Consider the following 23,878-nt stretch of genomic DNA (forward strand, 5'->3'; position numbering starts at 1 on the left):
GAGTCCACTGTCGATTTCCAGGATGCTATCCCGGTTATCGATGACAGCATGGTTGAGCTGTCAGAAACGCTGGAAGTAGAAGAGTCCACTGTCGATTTCCAGGATGCTATCCCGGTTATCGATGACAGCATGGTTGAGCTGTCAGAAACGCTGGAAGTGGAAGAGTCCACTGTCGATTTCCAGGATTCTATCCCGGTTATCGATGACAGTATGACTGGCTTGCCGGATACGCTGGAAGTAGAAGAATCCACTGTCGATTTCCAGGACGTTATCCCGGTTATCGATGACAGCATGATCGAGTTGTCAGATACGCTGGAAGTCACAGAGTCTGATACAGATTTACAGAACGGTTTGCTGTCGTTGTCCGACACGCTTGAGATCGAAGAATCTCAAGACTGGGTTCCTGTCGTTGATGACAGCATGATTGAACTGTTGGACTCCCTCGAAGTGGCGGAAACCGACCCACAGGACGATCTGGTTCCGCTCATCTCTGATGATACCGTCGAACAGATTGATACGCCTGAAGCGACCGATGACCAGGAAACGCTGGCATTGACCGTCGAGGCTATTGAAGTACCCACCATTGCGTCCAGCGAAGCGGTTATCAGTACGCCATCGGCGGAGGCTTTTGCACCACAGACTCCAGATGCTGAAGACTCTCAGGCAACTGATTCACCGCTGACCATTGACGCGGTTGAAAGTCAGCAAACCGTGCAATCGACACCAGAACCGATCGTCGATGAAGCGCCGCCAGTAATGGAGGTGGATGATGGTACGGATGAAATTCTTGAAATCTTCCTCGAAGAAGCAGAAGAAATTATTGAATCTGTCGACCAGATTCTGAGTGAATGGCGGGCCAACCCTGAGAACCTGGTCAATGTTGCTCACTTGCAACGTGATCTGCATACCCTGAAAGGGGGCGCCCGTATGGCCGAACAGGCCGACGTGGCGGCACTGTGTCATGACCTCGAAACTCTGTACGAACGCATCAACAATGGCCGGTTGGGGGTAGAACCCGGACTGTTTAGCTTGCTGCAAGCAGCCCATGATGACTTGGGCGGTCAGCTGGACAGCATCCGTTACGGCCAGACTCCCCGCTCGGCAGATAGTATCCTGAGCTCGTTAAAAGCCTATATGCAGGGCGAAGTGGTACAGAACCCGGATGCAGATAGCGCGGATGAGCCTGATATGGCCAGTGATACGAATGTCGCTGCCAAACCGGATCAGAACGTTGAGCATAAGGTAACGCCCGTCGCGGCAGACCAGGTGCTGTCGGAATCACTGGATGAAACCGACCGGGAAATTCTGGAAATCTTTCTGGATGAAGCGGCGGAACTGTACGAAGCACTGGATCAGGCGCTGCAGGAATGGGAAAAAACGCCCACTAATATGGAGCCTGCCAACGAGGCCCAGCGTGTCTTGCATACCTTTAAAGGCGGTGCACGTCTTGCCGGTCTGGTGACTCTGGGCGATCAGGCTCACGCATTTGAAAGTCGTATCTTGCAAGTGCAGCAAGGTTACTTGCAGGCCGACCCTGAATTTTTCAAATCGGCTTATCAGGAACAGGACGCACTGGCTCGTCAGATTGAACAGATCGGTACCATGCTGGCGTCGGGTGAGATGCTCTTGCTCGGTGATGACAGTCTTGAAACTGTGCCGCGAAATACGCCGTCAAATCAGGCGGATTCGACCGACACCGGGCTGGATGAGACAACAGAAGCCAGACAGCCTTCTGACTCTTCTGTTAAGGGGCAGGAAACACCTCCAGCCGCTACCGTATCAGAGCCGGCAGTAGTCGCGCCTGTAACACCAGAGGCAGCAACAGAGTCAGCAGCACCGCAGGATACATCGGTAGCCAGTAATGTGGTGCCATTGCGTACGACCCAAGGCACGCCAGTAGCGGCAGCCTCGGTACCAGCCTCCGTCGCGGAAGCTGCCCAACAGGTGGCTGCACGTAAAGCGCCACAAGAGCTGGTCAAGGTATCGGCCGATTTGCTGGATGACCTGGTTAACCTGGCGGGTGAAACCTCGATTGGTCGTGGACGACTGGAACAGCAGGTCACGGATTTCTCCTACACGCTGGAAGAAATGGAAGGCACGCTGGATCGCTTGCGCGACCAGTTACGCCGTCTTGATATCGAGACTGAAGCCCAGGTACTGTTCCGTCAGGAACGCCATGGCCCGGAATATGAAGATTTTGATCCTCTGGAGATGGACCGCTACTCCACCATTCAGCAATTATCCCGTGGTCTGGTTGAATCGGCGTCGGATTTGCTGGATCTCAAGGACACGCTGTCAAACAAAACCCGTGATGCAGAAACCCTGTTGCTGCAACAAAGCCGGGTAAACACCGAATTGCAAGAAGGCTTGATGAAAACGCGGATGGTGCCTTTCCAGCGCCTGGTACCGCGTTTGCGCCGGATTGTGCGGCAGGTCAGTCTGGAGCTCGATAAACAAGTCGAGTTCCAGGTTCTGAACGCTGAAGGTGAGCTTGACCGATCCTTGCTGGAGCGGATGATTTCGCCGTTGGAGCACATGGTACGTAATGCCGTTGACCATGGTATTGAATCCATTGCCGAACGCCGTGCAGCGGGCAAGCCGGATGTTGGTTCGATTGACCTGGAAGTCAGCCGGGAAGGCAGCGACGTTGTTCTGACCTTGCGGGATGACGGTAAAGGTATCAACCGGGATGCGGTGCGTGCCAAGGCCATTGAACGAGGGCTGCTAACAGAAGATGCCCGCATTACTGATCATGACCTGCTGCAATTTATCTTGCAGGCCGGATTCTCCACCGCCGCCAACGTTACCCAGATCTCCGGTCGTGGGGTTGGCCTGGATGTGGTGAGCACGGAAATCAAGCAGATGGGCGGTACGGTTGAAATTCTCTCGGAACAGGGTGCCGGCACTCGTTTTGTGGTGCGCCTGCCATTTACCGTATCGGTTAACCGGGCATTGATGGTGCAGATTGGCGATGATTTGTACGCCATTCCCCTGAATAATATTCAAGGTATTGTCCGGGCCTCCTCGAATGAGCTGCAAGGCTACTATCAGATGCCACCCAACGAGCGCCAGTATCAGTATTCCGGGCAGGACTATCGCCTGGAGTATCTGGGGGTTATGCTCGAAAATGGTTCTCAGCCCAAAGTAACGAATCAGACCCTGCCATTGCCGATTCTGCTGATCAAGGGGACAGTACCTTATGCCCTGCAAGTGGATTCACTGCTGGGCAGTCGTGAAATCGTGGTTAAGGCCCTTGGGCCTCAGTTTGCCTCAGTGATGGGGGTCTCCGGGGGTACTATCCTGGGGGATGGTAGCGTGGTGATCATTCTCGATCTGCCTGCCATGATCCGTAGTCAGACCTCTCTGGAATACCAGCAAGCACGATTACTGGATGCCCAAATGGCCGAACAGCGCCACGAACAGGTGGCCAAAGTGTCTCGGGTTCTGGTGGTGGATGACTCGGTAACTGTACGTAAGGTAACTACTCGCTTGCTGGAACGTCATGGCCTGGAAGTGTATACCGCCAGTGACGGTGTGGACGCCATGGCAACCCTGCAGGATCACAAACCAGACCTGATGCTGCTGGATATCGAAATGCCGCGCATGGATGGTTTTGAGGTTGCTTCGCTGGTACGCCACGATCAACGCCTGAAAGATATTCCTATTGTGATGATTACTTCTCGTACCGGTGACAAGCACCGGGATCGGGCGATGGCCATTGGCGTAAATGAATATCTGGGCAAGCCGTTCCAGGAAGAGTCGCTGATGGGAACCATCAATCGACTGCTGGGGCGTGAGGGGCGCTAGGTGATCTTGCCTCGGGTTGGCATTATTGCTGATGACCGCCTGCAACAACACATGTTGCAGGCTGCCATGGCGCATTTTGGCTTTGAAGTAGTCATCAGTGCCGATCCATCGCGGATGGAATTGATTCAGGGACGAGAGCTGGCGCTGGATGCCTGGCTGGTCGATATCAACCGTGACAACGATGACGAATTGTCCGATTGGCTGGATGAGCTGATGCACGGCCCGGTGCCGGTTCTGGTGGGTATTGAGAAAGCCCCGGCTCGTGGTTGCGACAGCTTGCCACGCTGGCAAAAACGGCTGTATCAAAAACTAAAAGGTATTGTCCCGGTTTCCTGCCAACCACTGGTGGATGAAAGTGTCGCCAGCCTGGAGCGCATCGCGACACCGGTAGAGCGGCAGCCGAGCCGTATCCTGTTGCCAAAAATCTTTAGCACATCGGTATTAACCGGCCAGACTGCCAAGGAAGTATGGGTTTTGGGTGCCTCTCTGGGTGGCCCGGAAGCGGTCAAACAATTTCTTGATGCCTTGCCTGCCGGCCTGCCGGTTGCCTTCGTCTATGCCCAACACATCGACAGTCGTTTTGAAGCAACGCTGACAACCACCATTGGCCGTCATTCAGCCTTGTCATTACGCCTGTTTGGCGATCGGCAACAGCTGAAAAATGGTGATGTCCTGGTCGCTCCTGTTACGGATGAATTTGGTTTTGATAACCAGGGTCAGTTAGTATCGACCCGGCATGACTGGTCTGGCCCGTACGGCCCATCCATTGATCAAGTGATAGTGAACGTACACCAGTATTTTCAGACCCGAATGGGCGTTATCCTGTTCAGCGGCATGGGCAACGACGGTTCTGAAGCGTTGGTATCCTTACCTGAAAGAGAACTGCCGGTCTGGATACAAACCCCGGCCACCTGTGCCAATGCTTCTATGCCTGAAAGTGCGCTTGGTACCGGCCGGGTTTCATTTCACGGCACCCCGTTCCAGCTGGCTAATCAGCTGGTGAATAGACTCAAGAATCACTGGATGAATACCCATGAGCCAGACACCTGCCAATATTGAACAGCCCGGTCAGGTCGATTGCCTGATGATTCCACTGAACGACCGGCAGCTATTGCTCCCGAACGTTACCGTGGCTGAAATCATTCCTTTCTCTCAACTGATGACAACCAACTCCAGAGTCGACTGGATCATTGGCAGCATTCAGTGGCGAGGTATTGGCATACCGGTGATTTGTTACGAACTGCTTAACGGCACGCCGGCCCCACGGCCAAGTCCGGATGCCCGTTTTGCCATTATTAACGGCGTGGGCCAATATTCCGAAATGCCTTTCTTTGGCATCCTGGTGCAGGGTATTCCCAAACTGACCCGAGTCCTGGAACAGGATATCCAGCAAGTGGATGCTGTGATGGGAATGGGCTCATTGGACCAGATGGCAGTAAGCGTTGAAGGCGAATCTGCATTTATTCCGGATCTTGAACAAATCGAGACGCAGCTTCTGGGTTTGCTGTGATTCTGCTCCGCTGTTTGCCACCACAGACAAGATAACCATGACTCGAATTCTGGCTGCCAGAATGTCTGCATTCGGTTTTTTCCAGTACACCCTTGTGTTATTGGAGAGATCCAGTGTATGGAATCAAACATCGGTGAATCGTTTTTAGAGCTACGATAGATCTGGATTTTCAGGGATTACTGTTTCAGATATAATTGCTATGGAACTTTCTCACTCGAACCATTCTTCTGATCTGAATGTGTTCCCCCCGAAAAGAGCTGGAATACATACAAATATGCTTAAACTTTCCATGAACCTGCTTATCAAAAATGAAGTTGATATTATCGAGGATAATATCAGATTTCATTCAAATCAGGGGGTTGATTGCTTTGTTGTGATGGATAATGGCTCAACGGATGGAACCAGAGAGGTTGTTGCCGAATTATCAAAAAAACATGAAATATTGGTGATAGATAGACCAGAACTGGATTATCAGCAGAGTAATTGGAAAACAGAAATGGCCGCAAAATCCCGGCGTATACTGGGTGCAGACTGGAGTATTGCCAATGACGCTGATGAATTTTGGCTGTCTGATAGTGGGGATTTGAAGAGTAATCTGGGTAAATGGGGCTCAATTGTTAAGTGTAGTCGATCCAATATGATACCGGACGATACGTTTTTCTCAGGAGATTCTGACTATCTGGACTTTCCATATCGAGTGAAATCACCAATATTAAACAAAGGCCAGGATATTATTAATAATGATAGTTTTTCTGTTTTTATGGGTAATATTAATGGAAAAGTGATGGTTAATAACCATGGGTTGTTAAGGGTTAAGGGTGGAAATCACAGAGCCTGGCACTTATGGGGCTTTATAAATCAGACCATTGATCCATCGATTACCGTCTATCACTATCCTATACGGAGCAGGGAGTGCTTTGTTAAAAGTATAGAAAACAGAGCACGTCTGCTCAATAGTGGTGTGACAAAGATGGGGGATCATTATCGTCGCTGGGTCAGGATGCTTGATCATGGTTTGCTTGATGAAGAGCTGGAGCGACTCGCATTAAAAAAAGAAACGGCTACAGTGCTTGAGAACTTTGGGATAATAGAAAAAGAACCAGAAGTTGGAAGGAAAATCCGGGAAGTTATGAACTCCAGAAATTAAAAGTGCTTATAAAAATGAATATGGGTTTTTATGGCTTGAAAAATACAAAATAAATTATTTTGGTGGCTGATGAATCAAATTATTTGTGTGAAATGGGGAGATAAATATCCGTCAAGTTATGTTAATCGACTGTATGATATGATCGAAAAAAACATGACAGCTGATTTTGTATTATATTGCCTTACTGATGATGCACGGGATATTTACCCAAAGGTCAAACCCTTGCCCTTGGTTAATACGGAAATTTCTGGTTGGTGGCACAAGTTAAGTCTTTTTCAGAAGGATTTTCACCAACTGGAAGGAGAATTATTATACATGGATTTGGATGTTGTCATCGTTGGTGGTTTGGATGACTTTTTTTCTTATAAGCCCGGCAGCTTTTTGATCGCCGAAGACTTGCAAACACGAGGATATAATAGTTCTGTATTTCGTTTTAATATTGGTTCTCAGCCTCAGGTATGGGAAGATTTTTTAGAAAACTCAGCCCAGGTAATGAATGATTATTATGGTGATCAAAACTGGATTACCGAAAAAGTAGGTGATGCTGGGTTATGGCCTGAACAGTGGGTGGTTTCATTCAAGAAACAATGCCGGGCACGCATCAAAAACAGCTATGGAATTATCGGTAAGTGGTTAAGAAAAATCGGAGTGATGACAGTAACCGGAGAGGCAATCATACCGGAAGGTGCGAGAGTGATCCAATTTCATGGCAAGCCAGATCCTGACGATGTGATGGATGGACCTTACGATATATACCGTAAGGCACCATGGATAAAAGAATATAGAGGTTAAAAACGTTGGTAGTGACAAAATAATAATAAATTGATTCTGTGCGGAATTTATTTTAATTGAATAGATAAGTCATATATTGGTCTTGATTTTTGAAAGCTAATGAAGAAAACCTGCTTGTGAGATGGCTAGCCTTATATTAATTGGAAGAAATGTCATATCTGGTAAGATTGATATGAAGGTTGTGCCAAACCGTATGGTTTTTTTGATAGACTGCTTCAATATCAATCAATCAATGATGAAAATGACTCAAATTATTGTTGCGGTACCAACCTATAATCGTGCTGAATTATTGAATAGAGTACTGAAATCCGTTACAAATCAATCCTTTCAGGATTGGCAAATTCTGTTCGTTGATGATGCCAGCTCAGATCATACTCCTGCCACCATTGCTGAGTTTCAATCCTGTTACCCAGGTAAGATCCATTATCGATGTATGGAAAAAAACAGTGGTGTTAACGCTGTGCGCAACCGGATAGTGGAAGAAGTCCTGACGATAAATAAAGAGGCCTTCGTTGTCTGGATCGATGATGATGATTATCTTGCCGAAGAATGTCTTGAAAAAATAGCGACCGCAATCAAGAAAAATCCAGGATACAACTGGTATTCATTGGACTGTCAATTTGAGAATGGAAAACCTATTTCGAAAATCAGCCGCTATGGTGAAATGAATTACCTGAATGATTATATGTTCGGGAAACGTATGCGTGGTGATATGACTCATGTTGTCAAAGCTGATGCGATTGGAAATTCCCGCTTTACGACTCAGTTCCGGAATGCTGAAGTATGGTATTTCTGGTGTCAACTGGCTGAAAAAATGCCTCTTTTTGCTGTTAATGAAGTGGGTTCTATTAAGGAGTTTCTGCCGGATGGCATTACTCAAAGTGGTTTTAATCGCGATAAGGCAATACAGGTTCTACAGTTAAAAATTGATACGCTGAAAAATATGGTCGATGAGAAAAAACTGGTACATCAATATGTCTCACTGGCAAAACTGCTGCTAGCCAAAGGGAAGAAGACACAAGCCAGGAAATATTTGCTGCAGGCCTGGCGATTGAAGCCAGGATACGTCCGGCAGTATCGTTATTGGCTCAAGATCCTGTTTTCATCTTGAGCTTCAGGGGACATCCATTTAATCCTGCACGGCTCTGCGCGAGTGTTGCCGTTGTTCAGGGCAAGGCGACGAATGCAGCGAAATGACGAGTCCTTTTCAAATTCGTCAACACCGCACTGGACGGCGGCAACCCGCGCCCTTCGGGGGCTGCCGGATGATCTCGACTCGGTGTCGCCGACTTTTGACTTGACCCGTCAGGCCTGCAAGTCGGCTTCGTGATTCGAAACCATCCGGTAGCCTAGAGTGAGCACCGGATTAAATAGATGCCCCCTTTAAGCTTGTTTCATTTTAACGTCAATTTTCTTGAATAAATGAACAAGTGCCTGCTGCTGATTATCCTGCTGCAGTGAACAAACGACCAGTTCAGGCCTTAGCCATTTGGCAATCAATAATGTTGATGATACATCTCCCCATATTTCACACTGGTTTGGCAGGTGTGGCAGCATGGCTTCAAAGCTGATTCCGGCCGGAAGCAAGGTAACGCCTTCCGCTTGTAGATGCAGTACATCCGGGCCGCTGTTGCGTGGATGATACTTTGCCGCGACCTGTTTTCCACCCCGTATCATCTGCTGCAGAATTGCCATGATCCGCTGTTTATAGGCGGGATCTTTTTCAAAGAGCGACTCGTGGGGCAGGGTGAATAAAACATCCAATGGCTGCAGCTGTCGCGGGTCAAATCCATGTTGTTCCATCAATTGAGAAGACAAGGCCAACAGAGGTGGTGCGGTAAAGCCACTGGCGCTTAATTGTACAATGTGTTTGTTTTTCAATAGTGGGTGGATATGTTCTGGAAAGGCGGCATGAACATATTGGATCCAGTCGGAACCACCCACCGTTGGCGGATTTTTCCACCAGAAGCCATAGCTGAGTTTTTTGGCCAGGTTATCCAGCACTTTGTCACCAAAGCCGGAGGATGCTTTCCTGCCCATGTAGGTGAATGTTCCCTCATCCATATAGTGACCAACCGGTTTGCAGCCAAGGCTATCGGCTATATGCATGCTGTACTGGAATTCGATACGCCGGTCGTTACCAACAAACAGATTGGCTGGTCGTAATCTGTTGATAAGCGCTTCGAGTTTGGTAAACAGCAATTTGCGTTTTTTGAGCTTATTTCCCAGGCCTTTGAAGCGGCCATAAAAGAGCTGGACACTGGTAAAAGGTGACTGTGGCCAGTCTTGCACCAGTGTATACAAAGGAAACTCCCGCTCTTCTGGTTGATCAATAAAGACGAGATGCGCCTGCTCGTCAGTGCGCTCTGCGGCGATCACTGCCGCAGCGTATAAATGCAAGATTGTAGAAGCAAAATAGACAGTATTGGTCATTGTTCTGAGCCAGCAGGCAAACGTGGGATGGCAGTTTACCTGCTGGTCTGGTTTCTACCAAACCGGGAGTTTGCCTGTTTGTGCTGTTGTTAATCATCTGGTTTCTGAACTCGATGGCATGCGGGACGTGAGAGCCAGTTATTGCCGATATCGAATGATCGCTACATAAGTAAAAACCACTTATTGAGAAAGTTCGACAATACGTTGATTCATGGCGGCAATATGATCAGGTTCTGCCTGTTTCCAGGAGCCTTTGACCAAATACTCGTTGTAAAGATAGCCCAGGTAGCGTCTACCCTCTGTTGAGGGTTGCCAGAGGTCCGGGTTCGACAGAATATGATTCAGCTCTGCTTGGCTTGTTGCTGACTGGCAAAGTTCAGGTAAGTTGTAGAAAGCCTGACCTGCAACGGCAACCGGTTTCTCAAGCAACATGGCTTCAAGACCAACACTGCTGTTGATCGTGATGACCAGCTCCGCTTGTTCAATCAGCTTCTGGGTGTTGTGACTGTTGGCGAAGTGGATACGTGAATGCCGAGTATGCAAGTCAGCATAATGCTTGGGACAGGAGGGATGTTCCTTGATCACAATCTGAACGTCATCAGGCAAATGCTCAACTCCCAGCTCCAAAGCGCGATAAAAGTCGCGCATATTGGCAAGCCAGGGAGAAAAGCACAAAATTTGCCGGTCGGCATCCACTTGAAAGGGCACAAAAATATAACGTTTGGGCAGAGGAGTATCTGCGCTGGGTGCATCTTGTGATGGCTTATGCCGATTGCTGTGACGAGGCACCAGGCTTGCTGGTAGCGGGCGGTCAGTGCTTGTTACCAAAGGCAGAGCGTCCAGCTGCCGGGGCAAGCTGTTGATAAAGTTGACCCCTTTCGGATCAATGGTGGTGGTTGCGGGCAAGGGACCATTTTCCATGAGCAGGGTTTTTATCCCCTGGGCTCTGGCGGCCAGAACAAATAGCCGTTGGTGCCACATCAGCCCTCCCCAGGTAACCACGACATCCGGTTGTTGCCGTCGCAGGCCATTATAATAGGCCCGGTAAAGAAAACGGCTGAATAGGCCCAGCCATAACTGGTTGATCCACCGGGTATGTGCTGGCAAATGATAGTCGTTGGTGTCCTGACATTTTTCTTTAAGTTTCAGGAGAACGACGTCATCCAATTCCGGGTGGTTGCGGAATAGCGGCCAAGGATTACGTAACCACCAGTGCCTATGGCGTACAAGAGTCGCCTGATATTGCTGACTCTGGTTTGCCTGCTCACTCAATTTGCGAAAGTAGTTTTGATGATGATGGCGAACAGAGAAAAAAAGCACATTCATACAGGACTCAAGGCGACTTTGGGCATCTAAACCCAGCGGCGAGCTATGCTACTTGAGGCTTCTGAGGATTGCAATTTGGCGGTTGTTCTAGGTATTTGTAGGATTAAATTCATGTAGCACTAATCAAAGATAATGCATCGGTAAACTGCTGCTTTTCTCTTAGCTGCTCTACCTTCCTTGTCAGACTACGCCAGGATTTATCGACAGCATGGCTGATCAGGCTTGGAATACGTATGGTCAGTGGGTTGTGGTTGGGGCTACTGACGCCATCAATCAGAATAAAGTCAACTTGCTCACCTCGGCGACGGCAAGCAATATTGTTCGGGCTGACATCACGGGTACAGATACCATTGTCTTGCAGGTAATGCCGCAACAGCTCCAGTTTCCGATCGATTTCATCAGGGGTCATAAGATCTTGCTGAATAACCTGGGTCAGCGTCAGGGATACCTGGCCTTGATCGTCATGAATCATGGGAAACAGCGCACCAGTGCCGAGGGACGTTTCGACATCACCCATATAGGTGGCAATGTAGCGCAGATCGGCCCCTTTCTTTAACAAGTACAGAAAGTAGCTTTTTTCTCGGCGGGTCTGCTTTTCGTTATGAAGCGGCAACTTGATGCAAAAGTCCGGATCATACGGGTGGCGATAGCAAATGCGATCGCGACCAACACCAATAATGTACGCAGGAGAGAGCTGTATTTTCATGGTTGCTATAAATTGTCATATTTGTAGGGTATGGACATTATCAACATAGCGAGTGTTGGAAAATCCATTTTGAATGAATAGATTGTTGCTTGAATGGACTTAATTTTCATATTTATTCACTAATAGTCTCAAATTTGATCCTTTCTGTGTCAGGCTTTCACTTCTTGACACATGGCTGTCACTTTCAGTCTCTCCATGGGTGAGCTTCAGAGGGGGGTGGGGTTGGTTTTCTATGTTAAGTATCTAAGGAATAGAGAGGATAAATCGCTGTTGGTTAACAGATCGAGAGAGAAGTTTGTAGTGTTTTATGAGATTTGAAAAATTAAAAATCAATATGATTTTGTATGGCTTTTCTGTATTTTTTATATATCGAATGAACGGATATTTTTTATTTGTTTTTGACGATTATTTGTGTTTTATATATTATTTTATATCAATGATATCGGGTATTTTATTGTGCATTTTAACGATTTTCTGGAGTGTTTAGTCAGTAGCTCATAATATTTATGTTTTAAATTTTCTTGAAAAACCAATGTTATTTTATTGGTGTTGATTTTATATATAAAAATAAAATTTAATATTATCATTCAGGTATGTCACATGTTTCTGGATGATAGTGTTGATTTTGTCTTTGCATATACTCCAATGGGAAAAATTTCCAGTATTGAATTGGAACATATTACTACAAAATAAATGCATGGAGAAAAGACAGGCTGTTTATTGAGCCTGTCCTTAAGGTATCTAAGAGAGATTCCCCCACACCTTCAAGCTCGGTTCGGCCTGGTTCAGTGTATAGAAATGCAGGCCGGGTGCACCACCAGCTAACAGGCGTTCGCACATCTGGGTGACTACCTCGGTACCAAATTGCCGAATGCTGTCGCTGTCATCGCCGTAGGCTTCCAGCTGTTTGCGGATCCAGCGGGGCAGTTCAGCGCCACAACTGTCGGAAAAACGTGCCAGTTTGGTGTAGTTGGTGATCGGCATAATGCCCGGAATAATTGGAATATCGACACCCATGGCGCGTACCCGGTCAACAAACCAGAAGTAGCTGTCGGCATTGAAGAAGTATTGGGTGATGGCGTTATCGGCTCCAACCTCGACCTTGCGGACGAAGTTTTTCAGGTCGTCTTCAAATGAGCGGGACTGGGGGTGTTTTTCCGGGTAAGCGGCCACATCCAGAGTGAACCAGTTGCCGGTTTCCTTGCGGATAAATTCGACCAGTTCATTGGCGTAGCGTAATTCGCTGCTGGCCAGTCCGGCACCGGATGGCAGGTCGCCTCGCAGGGTGACGATGCGGCGAATGCCCATATCCTTGTAGATCTGTAACAGGTCGCGGAGTGATGCGACGGAATCTCCAACGCAAGATAAATGCGGAGTGGCGGCGGTGCCGGTTTGCTGGATAGCTTCAACGATTGCCAGGGTGCGGTCACGGGTTGAACCACCGGCACCGTAGGTAACGGAGAAAAATTCCGGGTTGGCCTGGGCCAGTTGTTCTTGAACGGCCAGCAGTTTACGGGTGCCTTCCGCGGTTTTGGTCGGGAAGAATTCGAAACTCAGGGTGGTCATGTTATTCGCCTGACGTCAGACGCTCCATAATGTGAGTGGTTATCTCAGACGGCGGGTTGTGGCAGAGAGCGGGGCCGATCACGATTAGGATCAGGCCTCCGCTGTCCAGCGTCTGGTCTTAGTACTTGTAAGACTCTGGCTTGTAAGGGCCATCGGCTTTGACATTGATATAGGATGCCTGGGTGTCGGTCAGTCGGGTAATCACCCCACCAAAACCTTCAACCATGTCTTTGGCGACTTCTTCGTCGAGTTTTTTCGGCAGCACTTTCACGTAGACGCTTTCGGCTTTTTCAGCTTCCATCAGGTCGGCGAACTTGCGTTCAAACAGATAGATCTGAGCCAGTACCTGGTTGGCGAAGGAGCCATCCATGATGCGGGATGGGTGTCCGGTTGCGTTGCCGAGGTTCACCAGACGGCCTTCTGATAACAGAATCAAGTGGTCATCACTGGCTTTGTCGCGGTAGACCTTGTGTACCTGGGGTTTGATTTCGTCCCATTCCCAGTTGTCGCGCATATAGGCGGTGTCGATCTCGTTGTCGAAGTGACCAATGTTGCAAACGACGGCGCTGCGCTTCAGTTTTTGCAGCATGTTTTTGTCACACACGTTGACGTTACCAGTGGTGGTAACGATCAGGTCGGTTTTGCCCAGCAGGTCGCCGTCAACACAGTCCAGTTCACCGGTGTTGTTGCCGTCAATGTATGGCGAGACGACTTCAAAGCCGTCCATGCAGGCTTGCATGGCACAGATCGGGTCAACTTCAGACACCTTGACGATCATGCCTTCCTGACGCAGGGATGCCGCAGAGCCTTTGCCCACATCGCCGTAACCAATCACCAGCGCTTTTTTGCCGCTGAGCAAGTGGTCGGTGCCGCGTTTGATGGCATCGTTGAGGGAATGACGACAGCCGTATTTGTTATCGTTCTTGGATTTGGTGACCGAATCGTTGACGTTGATGGCCGGGACTTTCAGTTCGCCCTTGTCCAGCATCTCCAGCAAACGGTGAACACCGGTGGTGGTTTCTTCCGAGATGCCATGAATTGCGTCCAGCAGTTGCGGGAAGTCGCTGTGTACCATTGCGGTCAGGTCGCCGCCATCGTCCAGAATCATATTGGCATCCCATGGCAGGCCGCTGTCTTTGCCAGCCAGAATGGTTTGCTTGATGCACCAGAGGAATTCTTCTTCAGTTTCCCCTTTCCAGGCGAATACCGGGATGCCGGCGGCAGCAATAGCGGCAGCGGCGTGATCCTGGGTTGAGAAAATATTGCAGGAAGACCAGCGTACTTCGGCACCCAGATCGATCAGGGTTTCGATCAGCACGGCGGTCTGAATGGTCATGTGAATACAGCCCATGATCTTCGCACCGGCCAATGGCTGGGCTTCTTTGTACTTGCGACGTAACGCCATCAGCGCAGGCATTTCGCCTTCGGCGATCTGGATTTCTTTGCGGCCCCAGTCAGCCAGGGTGATATCGGCAACTTGGTAATCAGTAAAGCTCATGAGTGGTCCTCTGGTGGTGGACGACAAAGATCAGCGTCGATGCATCGATGCGGCTGACCTTTGTTGAATGATCAGGTTGTGTTCCGCAGGCAGCGCTGAAGCGTCTGCCACGGAAAGAAAAATTACAGACCGGCGGCGGCTTTCAGCGTGGCGGCCTTGTCGGTTTTTTCCCAGGTGAAGTTGGGTTCTTCGCGACCGAAGTGACCATAAGCCGCGGTGGCGCGGTAGATCGGGCGGCGCAGGTCGAGCATGTCGATAATGCCTTGTGGGCGCAGGTCAAAGTGTTCGCGCACCAGTTCTGCGATGCGTTCTTCAGCGATGGTGTTGGTGCCGAAGGTATTGATGGAGATGGACGTCGGTTCGGCGACACCAATAGCGTAAGACACCTGGATCTCACACTTGTCGGCCAGTCCGGCTGCGACGATGTTTTTGGCAACGTAGCGACCGGCATAAGCAGCTGAGCGGTCAACCTTGGACGGGTCTTTGCCGGAGAAGGCACCGCCGCCGTGACGGGCAGCACCGCCGTAGGTATCGACGATAATCTTGCGGCCGGTCAGACCGCAGTCACCGACCGGGCCACCAATAACGAAGTTACCGGTCGGGTTGATGTGGTACAGGGTGTCGGTGTGCAGCCACTCGGCAGGCAGTACCGGTTTGAGAATCTCGTCCATTACCGCTTCACGCAGTACATCCAGGCTGATGCCTTCGTCGTGTTGGGTGGACAACACCACGGCATCGACGGCGACAGGCAGGCCGTTTTCGTAACGTAGGGTGACCTGTGATTTGGCATCCGGACGCAGCCAGCTCAGAGTGCCGTTTTTGCGCAGTTCGGCCTGTTTTTCCACCAGACGGTGGGCGTAATAAATGGCAGCAGGCATCAGTACCGGAGTTTCTTTGGTGGCATAACCAAACATCAATCCCTGATCGCCAGCCCCGAGGTCTTTGTTGTCACCCTCGTCAACGCCCATGGCGATGTCGGCGGACTGTTTGCCAATGGCGTTGATGACAGCACAGGAAGCACCATCAAAACCGACATCGGAGCTGTTGTAGCCGATGTCGAGAATGACGCCACGGATCAGGTCTTCGAGATCAACGTAAGTGCTGGTGCGGACTTCACCGGCGACAATCGCCATGCCGGTCTTGACCATGGTTTCAACGGCAACGCGGGCATAGGGATCATCTTTCAGGATGGCGTCCAGGACGGCATCGGAAATCTGGTCGGCCATTTTGTCCGGATGGCCTTCAGAGACCGACTCGGAGGTGAAAATTGAATATTCGCTCATGCTCTGAATCCTCAAAAATAACGGCAGGGCAGGCATCTGCTGTTATCGGGTTATTGGGTGTCACCTGGGGTATCAGGCGCGATAAAACAGCCGGAACTGGATCTGGAACCCGTTCCGCAAGCCGAGGTATTGACTCTGGCCTTCGTTCAAGCCGGACTCAACCGCCCAGGCGGTCAGGTCATCCGGTTCAAAGCCGAGCCAGAGATCCCCGCAGGATTCCCGTGCCCAGGCTTGTTGGTGCCGACAGAGGTCGGTTACCAAAAAACAGCCATCGTCGGTCAACAAGCGGGCGACGTCGGCAAAAATGGTTTTGGGTGCCGGTACGTGATGCAGCACCATATTGGCGACCACCAGGTCGAACTGATGACGGTGGCTTTCGGTAATGGCACTGCTGTCTCCCAGCTGGCAGGAGACATTGTCTAGCGGCTGCTGGTCGATGCGCTGTTGTGCTTTTTGCAGCATCGGTGCCGAAATATCCAGTGCCAATACCTGGTCAAAACGACGGGCCAGCGCGGGCAAAAATGCCCCTTCACCGGGGCCGATTTCCAGTGCTCGCCGGGTCGGTGTATCCATGGTCGTGATCAGTCGCTCCAGCGGTTCTCCGTATTGGTCGTAGGAGGCGATCAGATCTTGCTGCTGCTTGAACGCGGCGGCATTACGGGCAAAAAATTCGGCGCAGGCTGCTGCCCGGTTGGCCAGCACCTGCTGCAAGCGCTGTTCGACCCCGTTGTCTTGTGGATCGTTCAGTGCATCCAGCGTTGCCAGCGTCGTCGCCAGCCACTGGGTCCAGCGGTCGTGACTGGCCAGTAACGGGCGGCGATAAAAAATACTGTTGCCTTCCCGTTGATTGCTGACCAGGCGGGCCTGGGCCAGGATCTTCAGGTGATGGCTCATGCTGGACTGTTTGATATCCAACAGCTCGCACAATTCCAGTACGCCAAAAGAACCACGCCCCAGCAGCTGCACAATGGCCAGTCGCAACGGGTCGCCCAGGGCTTTGCAAGCATGGGCGATCTGTTCTGCATTGAGTTCGTTTCTGGCCGGAGCGGCAACAGGTGATACGTCGGTCTGTGTCATGGCAGGCATAGTAGCAGCTTGAAAAACTATATCAATATTTTTCAATATAGAAATCCAGGCCATGGCCTGTCTGTGATGGCAGGAATGGGCGCTTTGTGACTATGGTATTGATCCGGCACGATGACAGTCGCCCGAGAGCGGCTACCATGGCTGTTTGAGGCTCCGCCAACGTGCTTTAATCAAAGGATCGACCAAATCACTGAGCAGAGATTTCCCGGCTGCAAGACCAGCCGCAAACAACAAATACAATTTACTAACGAACCGTTTTCCGGAGGCATGATGCATCCCGTCGTTGAGCAGGTCACCAAGCGCATTATCAAACGTAGTCAACCCACTCGTCGTGCTTACCTGGCGCAAATGAAAGCGGCCGAAGAGCAAGGCGTTCACCGCGGTACCTTGTCGTGTGGCAATCTGGCCCATGGCTTTGCCGCCTGTAATACAGACGACAAGGCCGTACTGAAAATGGTCAACCAGGTCAATGTGGCCATGGTGTCGGCCTACAATGACATGCTGTCGGCGCACCAGCCGTTTGAGCGCTACCCGGATCAGATCCGTGACGCCATTCGGGAACTTGGCTCTGTGGCCCAGTTTGCTGGTGGGGTGCCGGCCATGTGTGACGGCGTGACCCAGGGGCAGCCGGGGATGGAGCTGTCGTTGTTCAGCCGGGATCTGATCGCCATGGCAACAGCGGTATCGCTGTCGCACAACATGTTTGATGCCGCGCTGTATCTGGGGGTATGCGACAAGATTGTTCCGGGCCTGCTAATGGGGGCGTTGCGGTTCGGGCATTTGCCCACCGTGTTTGTCCCTGCCGGGCCAATGCCTTCCGGCTTGCCGAACAAGGAAAAAGCCCGTATTCGCCAGGAATACGCCCAGGGCAAGATCGGTCGTGATGCCTTGCTGCAATGTGAATCCGATTCCTATCACAGCGCCGGTACCTGTACTTTTTACGGTACTGCCAACTCCAACCAGATGATGGTTGAGATCATGGGGCTGCACTTGCCCGGCTCTTCCTTTGTGAATCCGGGCACCGAATTACGTGAGCAGCTGACCCGTTATGCGGCGCAGCAAGCGGTACGCCTGACGGCTCCCAATGGTCGCTACACACCGCTGTATGAAATCGTCGATGAAAAATCGCTGGTAAACGGCATTGTGGCCTTGCTGGCCACCGGCGGTTCCACCAATCACACCATGCATATCATTGCCATTGCGGCAGCGGCTGGGGTGATTATTGACTGGCAGGACTTTTCCGATTTGTCCGATGTGGTGCCTCTGATTGCCCGGGTTTACCCCAATGGCGAAGCTGATATCAATCATTTTCATGCCGCAGGGGGTGTCGGTTATATCGTGCGGGAGTTACTCGGAGCCGGTTATTTGCACGACGATGTGATGACCATTATGGGCCATGGTTTGTCCCGTTATACCCAGGAGCCGTTTTTACAGAATGGCGAACTGGTCTGGCGCGAAGGCACAACCAGCTCGCTGGATGATCAGGTCTTGCGTCCGGCCGCGACGCCGTTCTCGGCCAATGGTGGCCTGAAGCTGATGCGTGGCAACCTCGGCCGTGGCGTGATCAAGGTCTCGGCGGTAGCAGAAGCACATCGAGTGGTCGAAGCTCCCGCCATTGTTTTTAACGACCAGGACGATCTGGCCGAGGCTTTCAAGCGCGGAGAACTGGAGAAAGATTTTATTGCGGTGGTGCGTTATCAGGGCCCCAACGCCATCGGCATGCCCGAGCTGCATAAACTGACGCCGTTTTTGGGCACGCTGCAAGACAAGGGCTTCAAGGTGGCGCTGGTGACCGACGGCCGTATGTCCGGAGCCTCCGGCAAAGTCCCGGCGGCGATCCATGTCTGGCCAGAAGCCCAACTGGGCGGGCCGTTGGCGCATGTGCAGGACGGCGACCGGATTCGTCTCGATGCTACGACCGGTGAGTTGTTATTGCTGGCAGAGGATGACCTCTGGTTGCAGCGCCCGGCCAGCGAACCGGCGGTGGTCAAGCAGCATGGGCTGGGTATGGGGCGTGAACTGTTTGGCCCGATGCGCAGCCAGGTGAACGAAGCCGAGCGGGGTGCCACGGTATTCTGCTTTAGTTCCGACACCGACCAGGTGCCGGAGCATCTGCAAGGTAACGGTTCGGAGGCTGGTCGTAATTCCGAGGTCGAGGCATGAAGCCGTTCGCCGATCATCCGGTGCCAGCGGCGGGTTTCGACGAGCCTGTGCTGGCCGGGGAGCATGTCTTGGTCGGGGATATCGGCGGCACCAACGCCCGTTTTGCCTTGGTGAAGCCCGGTAGCGTCACCCTCAGCCATATCCTGACGCTGGAAACTGCCGACTTTCCTGGCATCGAAGCCGCTATCCAGTGCTACAGCAGGCAGATGGGCGTCAGCGGTATTCATCGGGCCTGTCTGGCGTTGGCCTGTCCGGTGACTGACGACGATATTGTTATGACCAACAATCACTGGGTATTCCATCGTCAGCAACTGATGAATCACCTCGGCCTGCAGCAACTCAAACTGGTCAACGATTTTACCGCGATGGCGTTGGGTATGCTGCAGGTGCCGGGGCAGGACCTGGTCGATGTGCATATTGGCCATACGGCAGTCTGTCATTCACAGGCTGAGGGGCATTGGTATGAACAGGGCACGCGGCTGGTGATTGGCCCGGGTACCGGCCTCGGAGTCTCAGGGCTGGTGCCAGTACAAGGCGGCTGGGTACCGCTGTCTGGCGAAGGTGGTCACGTCAGCTTTGCACCGACCAGCGCGGCAGAATACGCCATTCTGCAAGGCATGCAGCAACGCTACGGCCGGGTATCGGTCGAGCGCCTGTTGTCTGGGCAGGGGTTGCTGGACATGTATCAGATACTGGCGCAGATCCACGGGCTTGACGCTGAGTGTGCTACTCCAGCCAGCATCAGTCAGCAGGCACAACAAGACGAACATTCGTTAGGGCGTCGCACCCTGACGCATTTTTTTGAAATATTGGGAGCGGTTGTGGGTGATCAGGCACTGACGCTGGGTGCCCGTGGCGGTGTGTATTTGTGTGGCGGCATCTTGCCTCGTGTCAAAGAGCTGTTTTTGGCCAGCCAGTTTCATGCTGCGATGATTAACAAGGGCCGCTTTCAACACTATCTTGAAGACGTTCCGGTCTGGCTGTGTGTGGCCGATAACCCCGGATTGTTAGGAGCCGCCGCCGCGCTGGATAACAGCGAAGTACATGGCTGACGCTTGATAGTGGGCAGCCGCACAACGTCCAGAACCGGACAGCGGCTGGCCCAGCGCAATTTGATCTCGCTTTTTTATTCCTCTTTTTTATCCCTCGCTTTTATTTACCCATCTGACTGCCTGAGCATCCTGCTCAGGTCAGGCGTAGCTGTCCTGTCTTTTCAACTCTCCAGATAAAACCACAACACAATCTAAATAATAATGATTTGTATTTAATTGCAAGGAAAGGTACGATTTGTTTTCTATACGTACTGATAAATAACTTAATAACAATGGAGAGGCGTAATGAATCGTCTGTATTACTCGGTATTCCTGGCATCGTTGGCCTTGGCGGGATGTGGATCAGATTCTGACTCCTCAAAGGATACTGAGCTGCCGGAAGTGTTTAATATCACCCCGGCCGATCAGTCCATGGTGGTGACTGCGGCGGTGACGCTGGAAGGTAATGTCAGCGATAACGAGTCGGTCAGTACCGTCACCGTGTTGCTGAATGGCGATCATGTGGTTGCGACATTGGATAACGACAGCTTCAGCGTCGATCTAACGCTGACCGACGGTGACAACGAGCTGGAAATCACCGTTACCGATGCCGCCGGTAATACCACCAGCGACACCCGCACGCTGATTCTCGATACACAAGCGCCAGAATTGTCCTTTGTGTTTCCATCCAATGGCCATGCGACCCAGGCGCTGACGACGACGGTGCGTATCAATGCCACGGATAACCAGGCAGTGTCTGACGTCAGTGTCACCCTGGGTGATCAAACCGTCACGGCAGCAGCGGATGCCGACGATGGCCAATATCAGGCACGCTTGCTGATGACACCTGGCAGCAACCACTATGAAGTCACCGCGACCGACACCGCCGGTAATCAGGTAGTGGAAACCCATACGGCGTATTTTGGTAAACCGGTGGCTGGTGGTAATGCGCACTCTGGCGCTATTCGTGCCGATGGCACCTACAGCTGGGGCCGCAACAACTACGGCCAGGCCGGGCTGGGTTTTGTGTCCAACCCGAGCTCTGACCTGAATGTGGATGAGCATCCGTATGCTCCGGTAATGATCACCACCGAGCCGACCTTTCTGTCCCTCGCCTTTGGGCAGAACACCTCAGCAGCGCTGGCCGATGACGGGACCATCTGGATGTGGGGTAATGGGGGCAGTGGCCAGCTGGGGCAGGGGGAGGCCGATGCGGATACCCTCAATGAAGACGATGCATCAACGCCGTTGCAGGTGGCCGGTATCACCGATGCGGTCGCAGTGACCCGGGGTTATAACCAGACGCTGGTCTTGCATCAGGATGGCACTGTCTCGGCGTTTGGCACCAACCGGTACGGCCAGTTGGGTGACGGCACTACGGAAGATCGGGATGTCCCGGTGAAAGCGAATGTCAGCAATATCATCCAGATTGCATCCGGGGCTTCCTTCTCCCTGGCGGTGGATAGCGATGGGCGGGTCTGGAGCTGGGGTCAGAACAACTATGGCCAGCTCGGACTGGGCACCGAAGATACCGATGAGCACCCAACGCCCACGCAAATCAGCATCGATGAACCCATCGAAGCCGTTGTGGCCGGTAAAGGTCATGTCTTGGCAGTAGCCCAGAGCGGCGCCGTGTATGGCTGGGGTCTGAACTACAGCAGCCAGATAGGCCTGTACGACAATGACAATGTTGATCCGGACTGGCCAAAAGAAATCACCAGCCCGAAAAAACTGCCCTGGTTTGAGGATGCCGTTGCGGTATGGGCGGGAGGCAACCAGAGCTTTGCCGAACGTGAAGACGGCCAGGTCTATCCATGGGGACAAAACATGCTCGGCACCTTGGGGCTGGAGCAGGATGGCGACGTCAGTGAGCCATCATCATCAGTTTTTGGTTTCGATAACGTAGTGGATCTGGGTAATGGTGCCTTGCACACCATTGGTCAGCGTCAGGATGGCAGCGTGTTCTCCTGGGGCTGGAGCTTCCATGGCTCTTTGGGCGGCGGAGAAGGCACCATTGATCTTTGGACCTATCGTGTACCTACTCTGGTGATGTCATCGGTCGAGCCATGAAAAACATCTTTTTCAAACATCAGCCCGACAAAGAGGCCGCCCATTGGGCGGCCACTTTGTTGTTGTCGACGTTGACACTGGTCAGCCTGAGTGGCTGTGGAGCGGATGGAACATCGGCGGATTCTGGCACAACCACGGAAGCGCCCGTCGATACAATCACAGACCCAAGCACAGACCCGGACACCGAAGAGCCGCGAGAATGGCAAGCGGTGGGAGGCGCGGCAACGGTGACCTTCCAGGATGACCTGGCATTTCTGCAGTTTATTCCGGGGCTGGATCTTGCGACCGCGCCGACGGTGTCCCAGGGGCGGGAACTGTTTGTCGCTGATTGGACCGCGGCACCGGGCAGCCGGACTCTGCTGGATGGCCTCGGGCCGCTGTTTATTGCCTCTGCCTGCGACGACTGTCATCTGGTGTCTGGTCGTGCTGCCAGCCTGAATGACGATGGCACCACGTCACACGGGATTCTGTTCCGCCTGGGGACACTGGATGGCCAGCCCGATACTTATTTGGGTGGCCAGCTGCAAACATCGGCCACGGTTGGTGCTCCGGAAGGTCGCGTGACCTGGCAGGATATTGGACTGGGGCAGCCACAATTTCAGCTATCGGAAGCCGAGCACACGTTAGATGATGGCGTACAGCTGGGACCGCGCTTGTCCCCCCAACTGACCGGTGTGGGTTTGCTGGAGCTGGTGCCGGAAGCACAAATCCTGCAGTGGCATGACCCGGATGATCAGGATCAGGATGGTATTTCCGGCCGTGCCCATTCACTGGAGCGGGAAGGAGTCGCCTGTCTCGGCCGTTTTGGCTGGAAAGCGGTGCAATGCACCCTGAGAGGCCAGAGCGCGGGGGCGTTGCATCAGGATATGGGGCTGACAACGCCGCTGAATCCGGCGGAACCCTGCACCGATCAGCAATCGATCTGCAGCGAACAGCCCAGTGGGGGCGACCCCGAAGTCAGCCTGGATAGTCTCAACGCCATTAATGATTTTCTGACACTGCTGGCGGTGTACGACCGCCGTATCGACGACCAGACACAGTTTGACCGTGGTGCCGGTCTGTTTGAGCAGGTCGGCTGTGACGATTGTCATCGGCCGACACTGACCACCGGGGATACGTCAGCGTTCGAGCAGCTGAACCAGCAAACCATTTATGCCTATACCGACCTGCTGCTGCACGATATGGGGGAAGCACTCAGTGATGGCATGAAGGAAGGTGACGCCGGTGACCGCGAGTGGAAAACTCCACCGCTGTGGGGACTGGGGCTGATCGAAGGGAATGGCGACTCGCGTTTTTTGCATGATGGCCGTGCCGAGACGCTGGTGGAAGCCATTAACTGGCACGGAGGTGAAGCCGAGGCTGCCCGGCAAGCCTGGGAAGCACTGCAAGAAACCGGGCAACAGGATCTGCTGGTGTTTTTGCGGGGGATCTGACCAGCGACCATCCCGGCGGATGTCATC

Annotated in this window: 17 protein-coding genes; 10 read left to right on the forward strand and 7 right to left on the reverse strand. The window is 52.1% G+C overall.

The genetic code is table 11. The features are described 5' to 3' along the window. The 6 genes from Q8W22_RS12835 to Q8W22_RS12860 form a co-directional block, all read left to right on the forward strand. On the forward strand, positions 1 to 3,807 hold a 3,807-nt coding region (locus Q8W22_RS12835; protein WP_305452595.1), incomplete at its 5' end, for an Hpt domain-containing protein. Then, positions 3,808 to 4,866, forward strand: a complete 1,059-nt coding sequence (locus Q8W22_RS12840) for a chemotaxis protein CheB (protein WP_303434430.1) — start codon at positions 3,808 to 3,810, stop codon at positions 4,864 to 4,866. Further along, a complete protein-coding gene (locus Q8W22_RS12845) occupies positions 4,841 to 5,317 on the forward strand; it encodes a chemotaxis protein CheW (protein ID WP_303434431.1) in 477 nt (158 codons plus the stop codon). The genes Q8W22_RS12840 and Q8W22_RS12845 overlap by 26 nt, the downstream gene beginning before the upstream one ends. A gap of 274 nt (positions 5,318 to 5,591) precedes the next feature. Then, positions 5,592 to 6,464 carry a glycosyltransferase family 2 protein gene (locus tag Q8W22_RS12850; protein WP_305452596.1) on the forward strand — a complete coding sequence of 291 codons (873 nt, stop codon included), beginning with the start codon at positions 5,592 to 5,594 and terminating at the stop codon, positions 6,462 to 6,464. 69 nt (positions 6,465 to 6,533) lie between these two features. Then, positions 6,534 to 7,256, forward strand: a complete 723-nt coding sequence (locus tag Q8W22_RS12855) for a hypothetical protein (protein ID WP_305452597.1) — start codon at positions 6,534 to 6,536, stop codon at positions 7,254 to 7,256. Between the two features lie 172 nt (positions 7,257 to 7,428). Beyond that, the gene (locus Q8W22_RS12860) at positions 7,429 to 8,367 is read left to right on the forward strand and encodes a glycosyltransferase family 2 protein (protein WP_305452598.1); all 939 of its coding nucleotides are present in this window, start codon (positions 7,429 to 7,431) and stop codon (positions 8,365 to 8,367) included. A 272-nt stretch (positions 8,368 to 8,639) separates the two neighbouring features. On the opposite strand, the gene Q8W22_RS12865 is transcribed toward Q8W22_RS12860, so the two are convergent. From Q8W22_RS12865 to Q8W22_RS12895, 7 genes are all read right to left on the reverse strand, one after another. Next, complete coding sequence (locus Q8W22_RS12865; protein ID WP_305452599.1) at positions 8,640 to 9,689, reverse strand: polysialyltransferase family glycosyltransferase; 1,050 nt, start codon at positions 9,687 to 9,689, stop codon at positions 8,640 to 8,642. 180 nt (positions 9,690 to 9,869) lie between these two features. Next, positions 9,870 to 11,015 (reverse strand): hypothetical protein, encoded by a 1,146-nt coding sequence (locus tag Q8W22_RS12870; RefSeq protein WP_305452600.1) that lies wholly within the window; start codon positions 11,013 to 11,015, stop codon positions 9,870 to 9,872. A 109-nt stretch (positions 11,016 to 11,124) separates the two neighbouring features. Next, positions 11,125 to 11,721: a YrbL family protein gene (locus Q8W22_RS12875; protein ID WP_303434437.1), complete on the reverse strand. Its 597-nt coding sequence runs from the start codon at positions 11,719 to 11,721 to the stop codon at positions 11,125 to 11,127. 741 nt (positions 11,722 to 12,462) lie between these two features. Beyond that, the gene (gene metF, locus Q8W22_RS12880; protein WP_305452601.1) at positions 12,463 to 13,287 is read right to left on the reverse strand and encodes a methylenetetrahydrofolate reductase [NAD(P)H]; all 825 of its coding nucleotides are present in this window, start codon (positions 13,285 to 13,287) and stop codon (positions 12,463 to 12,465) included. 118 nt (positions 13,288 to 13,405) lie between these two features. Continuing rightward, complete coding sequence (ahcY, locus tag Q8W22_RS12885) at positions 13,406 to 14,785, reverse strand: adenosylhomocysteinase (protein ID WP_305452602.1); 1,380 nt, start codon at positions 14,783 to 14,785, stop codon at positions 13,406 to 13,408. A 122-nt stretch (positions 14,786 to 14,907) separates the two neighbouring features. After that, the gene (gene metK / locus Q8W22_RS12890; protein ID WP_305452603.1) at positions 14,908 to 16,068 is read right to left on the reverse strand and encodes a methionine adenosyltransferase; all 1,161 of its coding nucleotides are present in this window, start codon (positions 16,066 to 16,068) and stop codon (positions 14,908 to 14,910) included. Between the two features lie 72 nt (positions 16,069 to 16,140). After that, on the reverse strand, positions 16,141 to 17,154 hold the full coding sequence (locus Q8W22_RS12895; RefSeq protein ID WP_303434442.1) for a metalloregulator ArsR/SmtB family transcription factor: 1,014 nt from the start codon (positions 17,152 to 17,154) through the stop codon (positions 16,141 to 16,143). Between the two features lie 270 nt (positions 17,155 to 17,424). Between Q8W22_RS12895 and edd the strand changes: the two genes are divergently transcribed. The 4 genes from edd to Q8W22_RS12915 all read left to right on the forward strand — a co-directional run bounded on the left by edd (position 17,425) and on the right by Q8W22_RS12915 (position 23,851). Continuing rightward, positions 17,425 to 19,317 carry a phosphogluconate dehydratase gene (gene edd / locus Q8W22_RS12900; protein ID WP_305452604.1) on the forward strand — a complete coding sequence of 631 codons (1,893 nt, stop codon included), beginning with the start codon at positions 17,425 to 17,427 and terminating at the stop codon, positions 19,315 to 19,317. Beyond that, positions 19,314 to 20,369 carry a glucokinase gene (glk, locus tag Q8W22_RS12905; protein ID WP_305452605.1) on the forward strand — a complete coding sequence of 352 codons (1,056 nt, stop codon included), beginning with the start codon at positions 19,314 to 19,316 and terminating at the stop codon, positions 20,367 to 20,369. The genes edd and glk overlap by 4 nt, the downstream gene beginning before the upstream one ends. A 285-nt stretch (positions 20,370 to 20,654) precedes the next feature. Then, the gene (locus tag Q8W22_RS12910) at positions 20,655 to 22,418 is read left to right on the forward strand and encodes an Ig-like domain-containing protein (protein WP_305452606.1); all 1,764 of its coding nucleotides are present in this window, start codon (positions 20,655 to 20,657) and stop codon (positions 22,416 to 22,418) included. Next, complete coding sequence (locus Q8W22_RS12915) at positions 22,415 to 23,851, forward strand: di-heme oxidoredictase family protein (protein ID WP_305452607.1); 1,437 nt, start codon at positions 22,415 to 22,417, stop codon at positions 23,849 to 23,851. Before Q8W22_RS12910 ends, Q8W22_RS12915 begins: the two co-directional genes overlap by 4 nt. Positions 23,852 to 23,878: the final 27 nt, after the last annotated feature.

It is taken from the genome of Oceanobacter sp. 1_MG-2023, assembly GCF_030689025.1.
Taxonomy (GTDB): Bacteria; Pseudomonadota; Gammaproteobacteria; order Pseudomonadales; family Oceanobacteraceae; genus Oceanobacter.

What these genes read in the sequence shown, in the direction of transcription:
- Q8W22_RS12915 (WP_305452607.1), top strand. Translation starts at nt 22,415, where the DNA reads ATGAAAAACATCTTTTTCAAACATCAGCCCGACAAAGAGGCCGCCCAT.
- Q8W22_RS12870 (WP_305452600.1), bottom strand. Translation starts at nt 11,015, where the DNA reads ATGAATGTGCTTTTTTTCTCTGTTCGCCATCATCATCAAAACTACTTT.
- glk (WP_305452605.1), top strand. Translation starts at nt 19,314, where the DNA reads ATGAAGCCGTTCGCCGATCATCCGGTGCCAGCGGCGGGTTTCGACGAG.
- Q8W22_RS12910 (WP_305452606.1), top strand. Translation starts at nt 20,655, where the DNA reads ATGAATCGTCTGTATTACTCGGTATTCCTGGCATCGTTGGCCTTGGCG.
- Q8W22_RS12865 (WP_305452599.1), bottom strand. Translation starts at nt 9,689, where the DNA reads ATGACCAATACTGTCTATTTTGCTTCTACAATCTTGCATTTATACGCT.
- Q8W22_RS12895 (WP_303434442.1), bottom strand. Translation starts at nt 17,154, where the DNA reads ATGCCTGCCATGACACAGACCGACGTATCACCTGTTGCCGCTCCGGCC.
- metF (WP_305452601.1), bottom strand. Translation starts at nt 13,287, where the DNA reads ATGACCACCCTGAGTTTCGAATTCTTCCCGACCAAAACCGCGGAAGGC.
- Q8W22_RS12850 (WP_305452596.1), top strand. Translation starts at nt 5,592, where the DNA reads ATGCTTAAACTTTCCATGAACCTGCTTATCAAAAATGAAGTTGATATT.
- edd (WP_305452604.1), top strand. Translation starts at nt 17,425, where the DNA reads ATGCATCCCGTCGTTGAGCAGGTCACCAAGCGCATTATCAAACGTAGT.
- Q8W22_RS12845 (WP_303434431.1), top strand. Translation starts at nt 4,841, where the DNA reads ATGAGCCAGACACCTGCCAATATTGAACAGCCCGGTCAGGTCGATTGC.
- ahcY (WP_305452602.1), bottom strand. Translation starts at nt 14,785, where the DNA reads ATGAGCTTTACTGATTACCAAGTTGCCGATATCACCCTGGCTGACTGG.
- Q8W22_RS12875 (WP_303434437.1), bottom strand. Translation starts at nt 11,721, where the DNA reads ATGAAAATACAGCTCTCTCCTGCGTACATTATTGGTGTTGGTCGCGAT.
- Q8W22_RS12855 (WP_305452597.1), top strand. Translation starts at nt 6,534, where the DNA reads ATGAATCAAATTATTTGTGTGAAATGGGGAGATAAATATCCGTCAAGT.
- Q8W22_RS12860 (WP_305452598.1), top strand. Translation starts at nt 7,429, where the DNA reads ATGAAGGTTGTGCCAAACCGTATGGTTTTTTTGATAGACTGCTTCAAT.
- metK (WP_305452603.1), bottom strand. Translation starts at nt 16,068, where the DNA reads ATGAGCGAATATTCAATTTTCACCTCCGAGTCGGTCTCTGAAGGCCAT.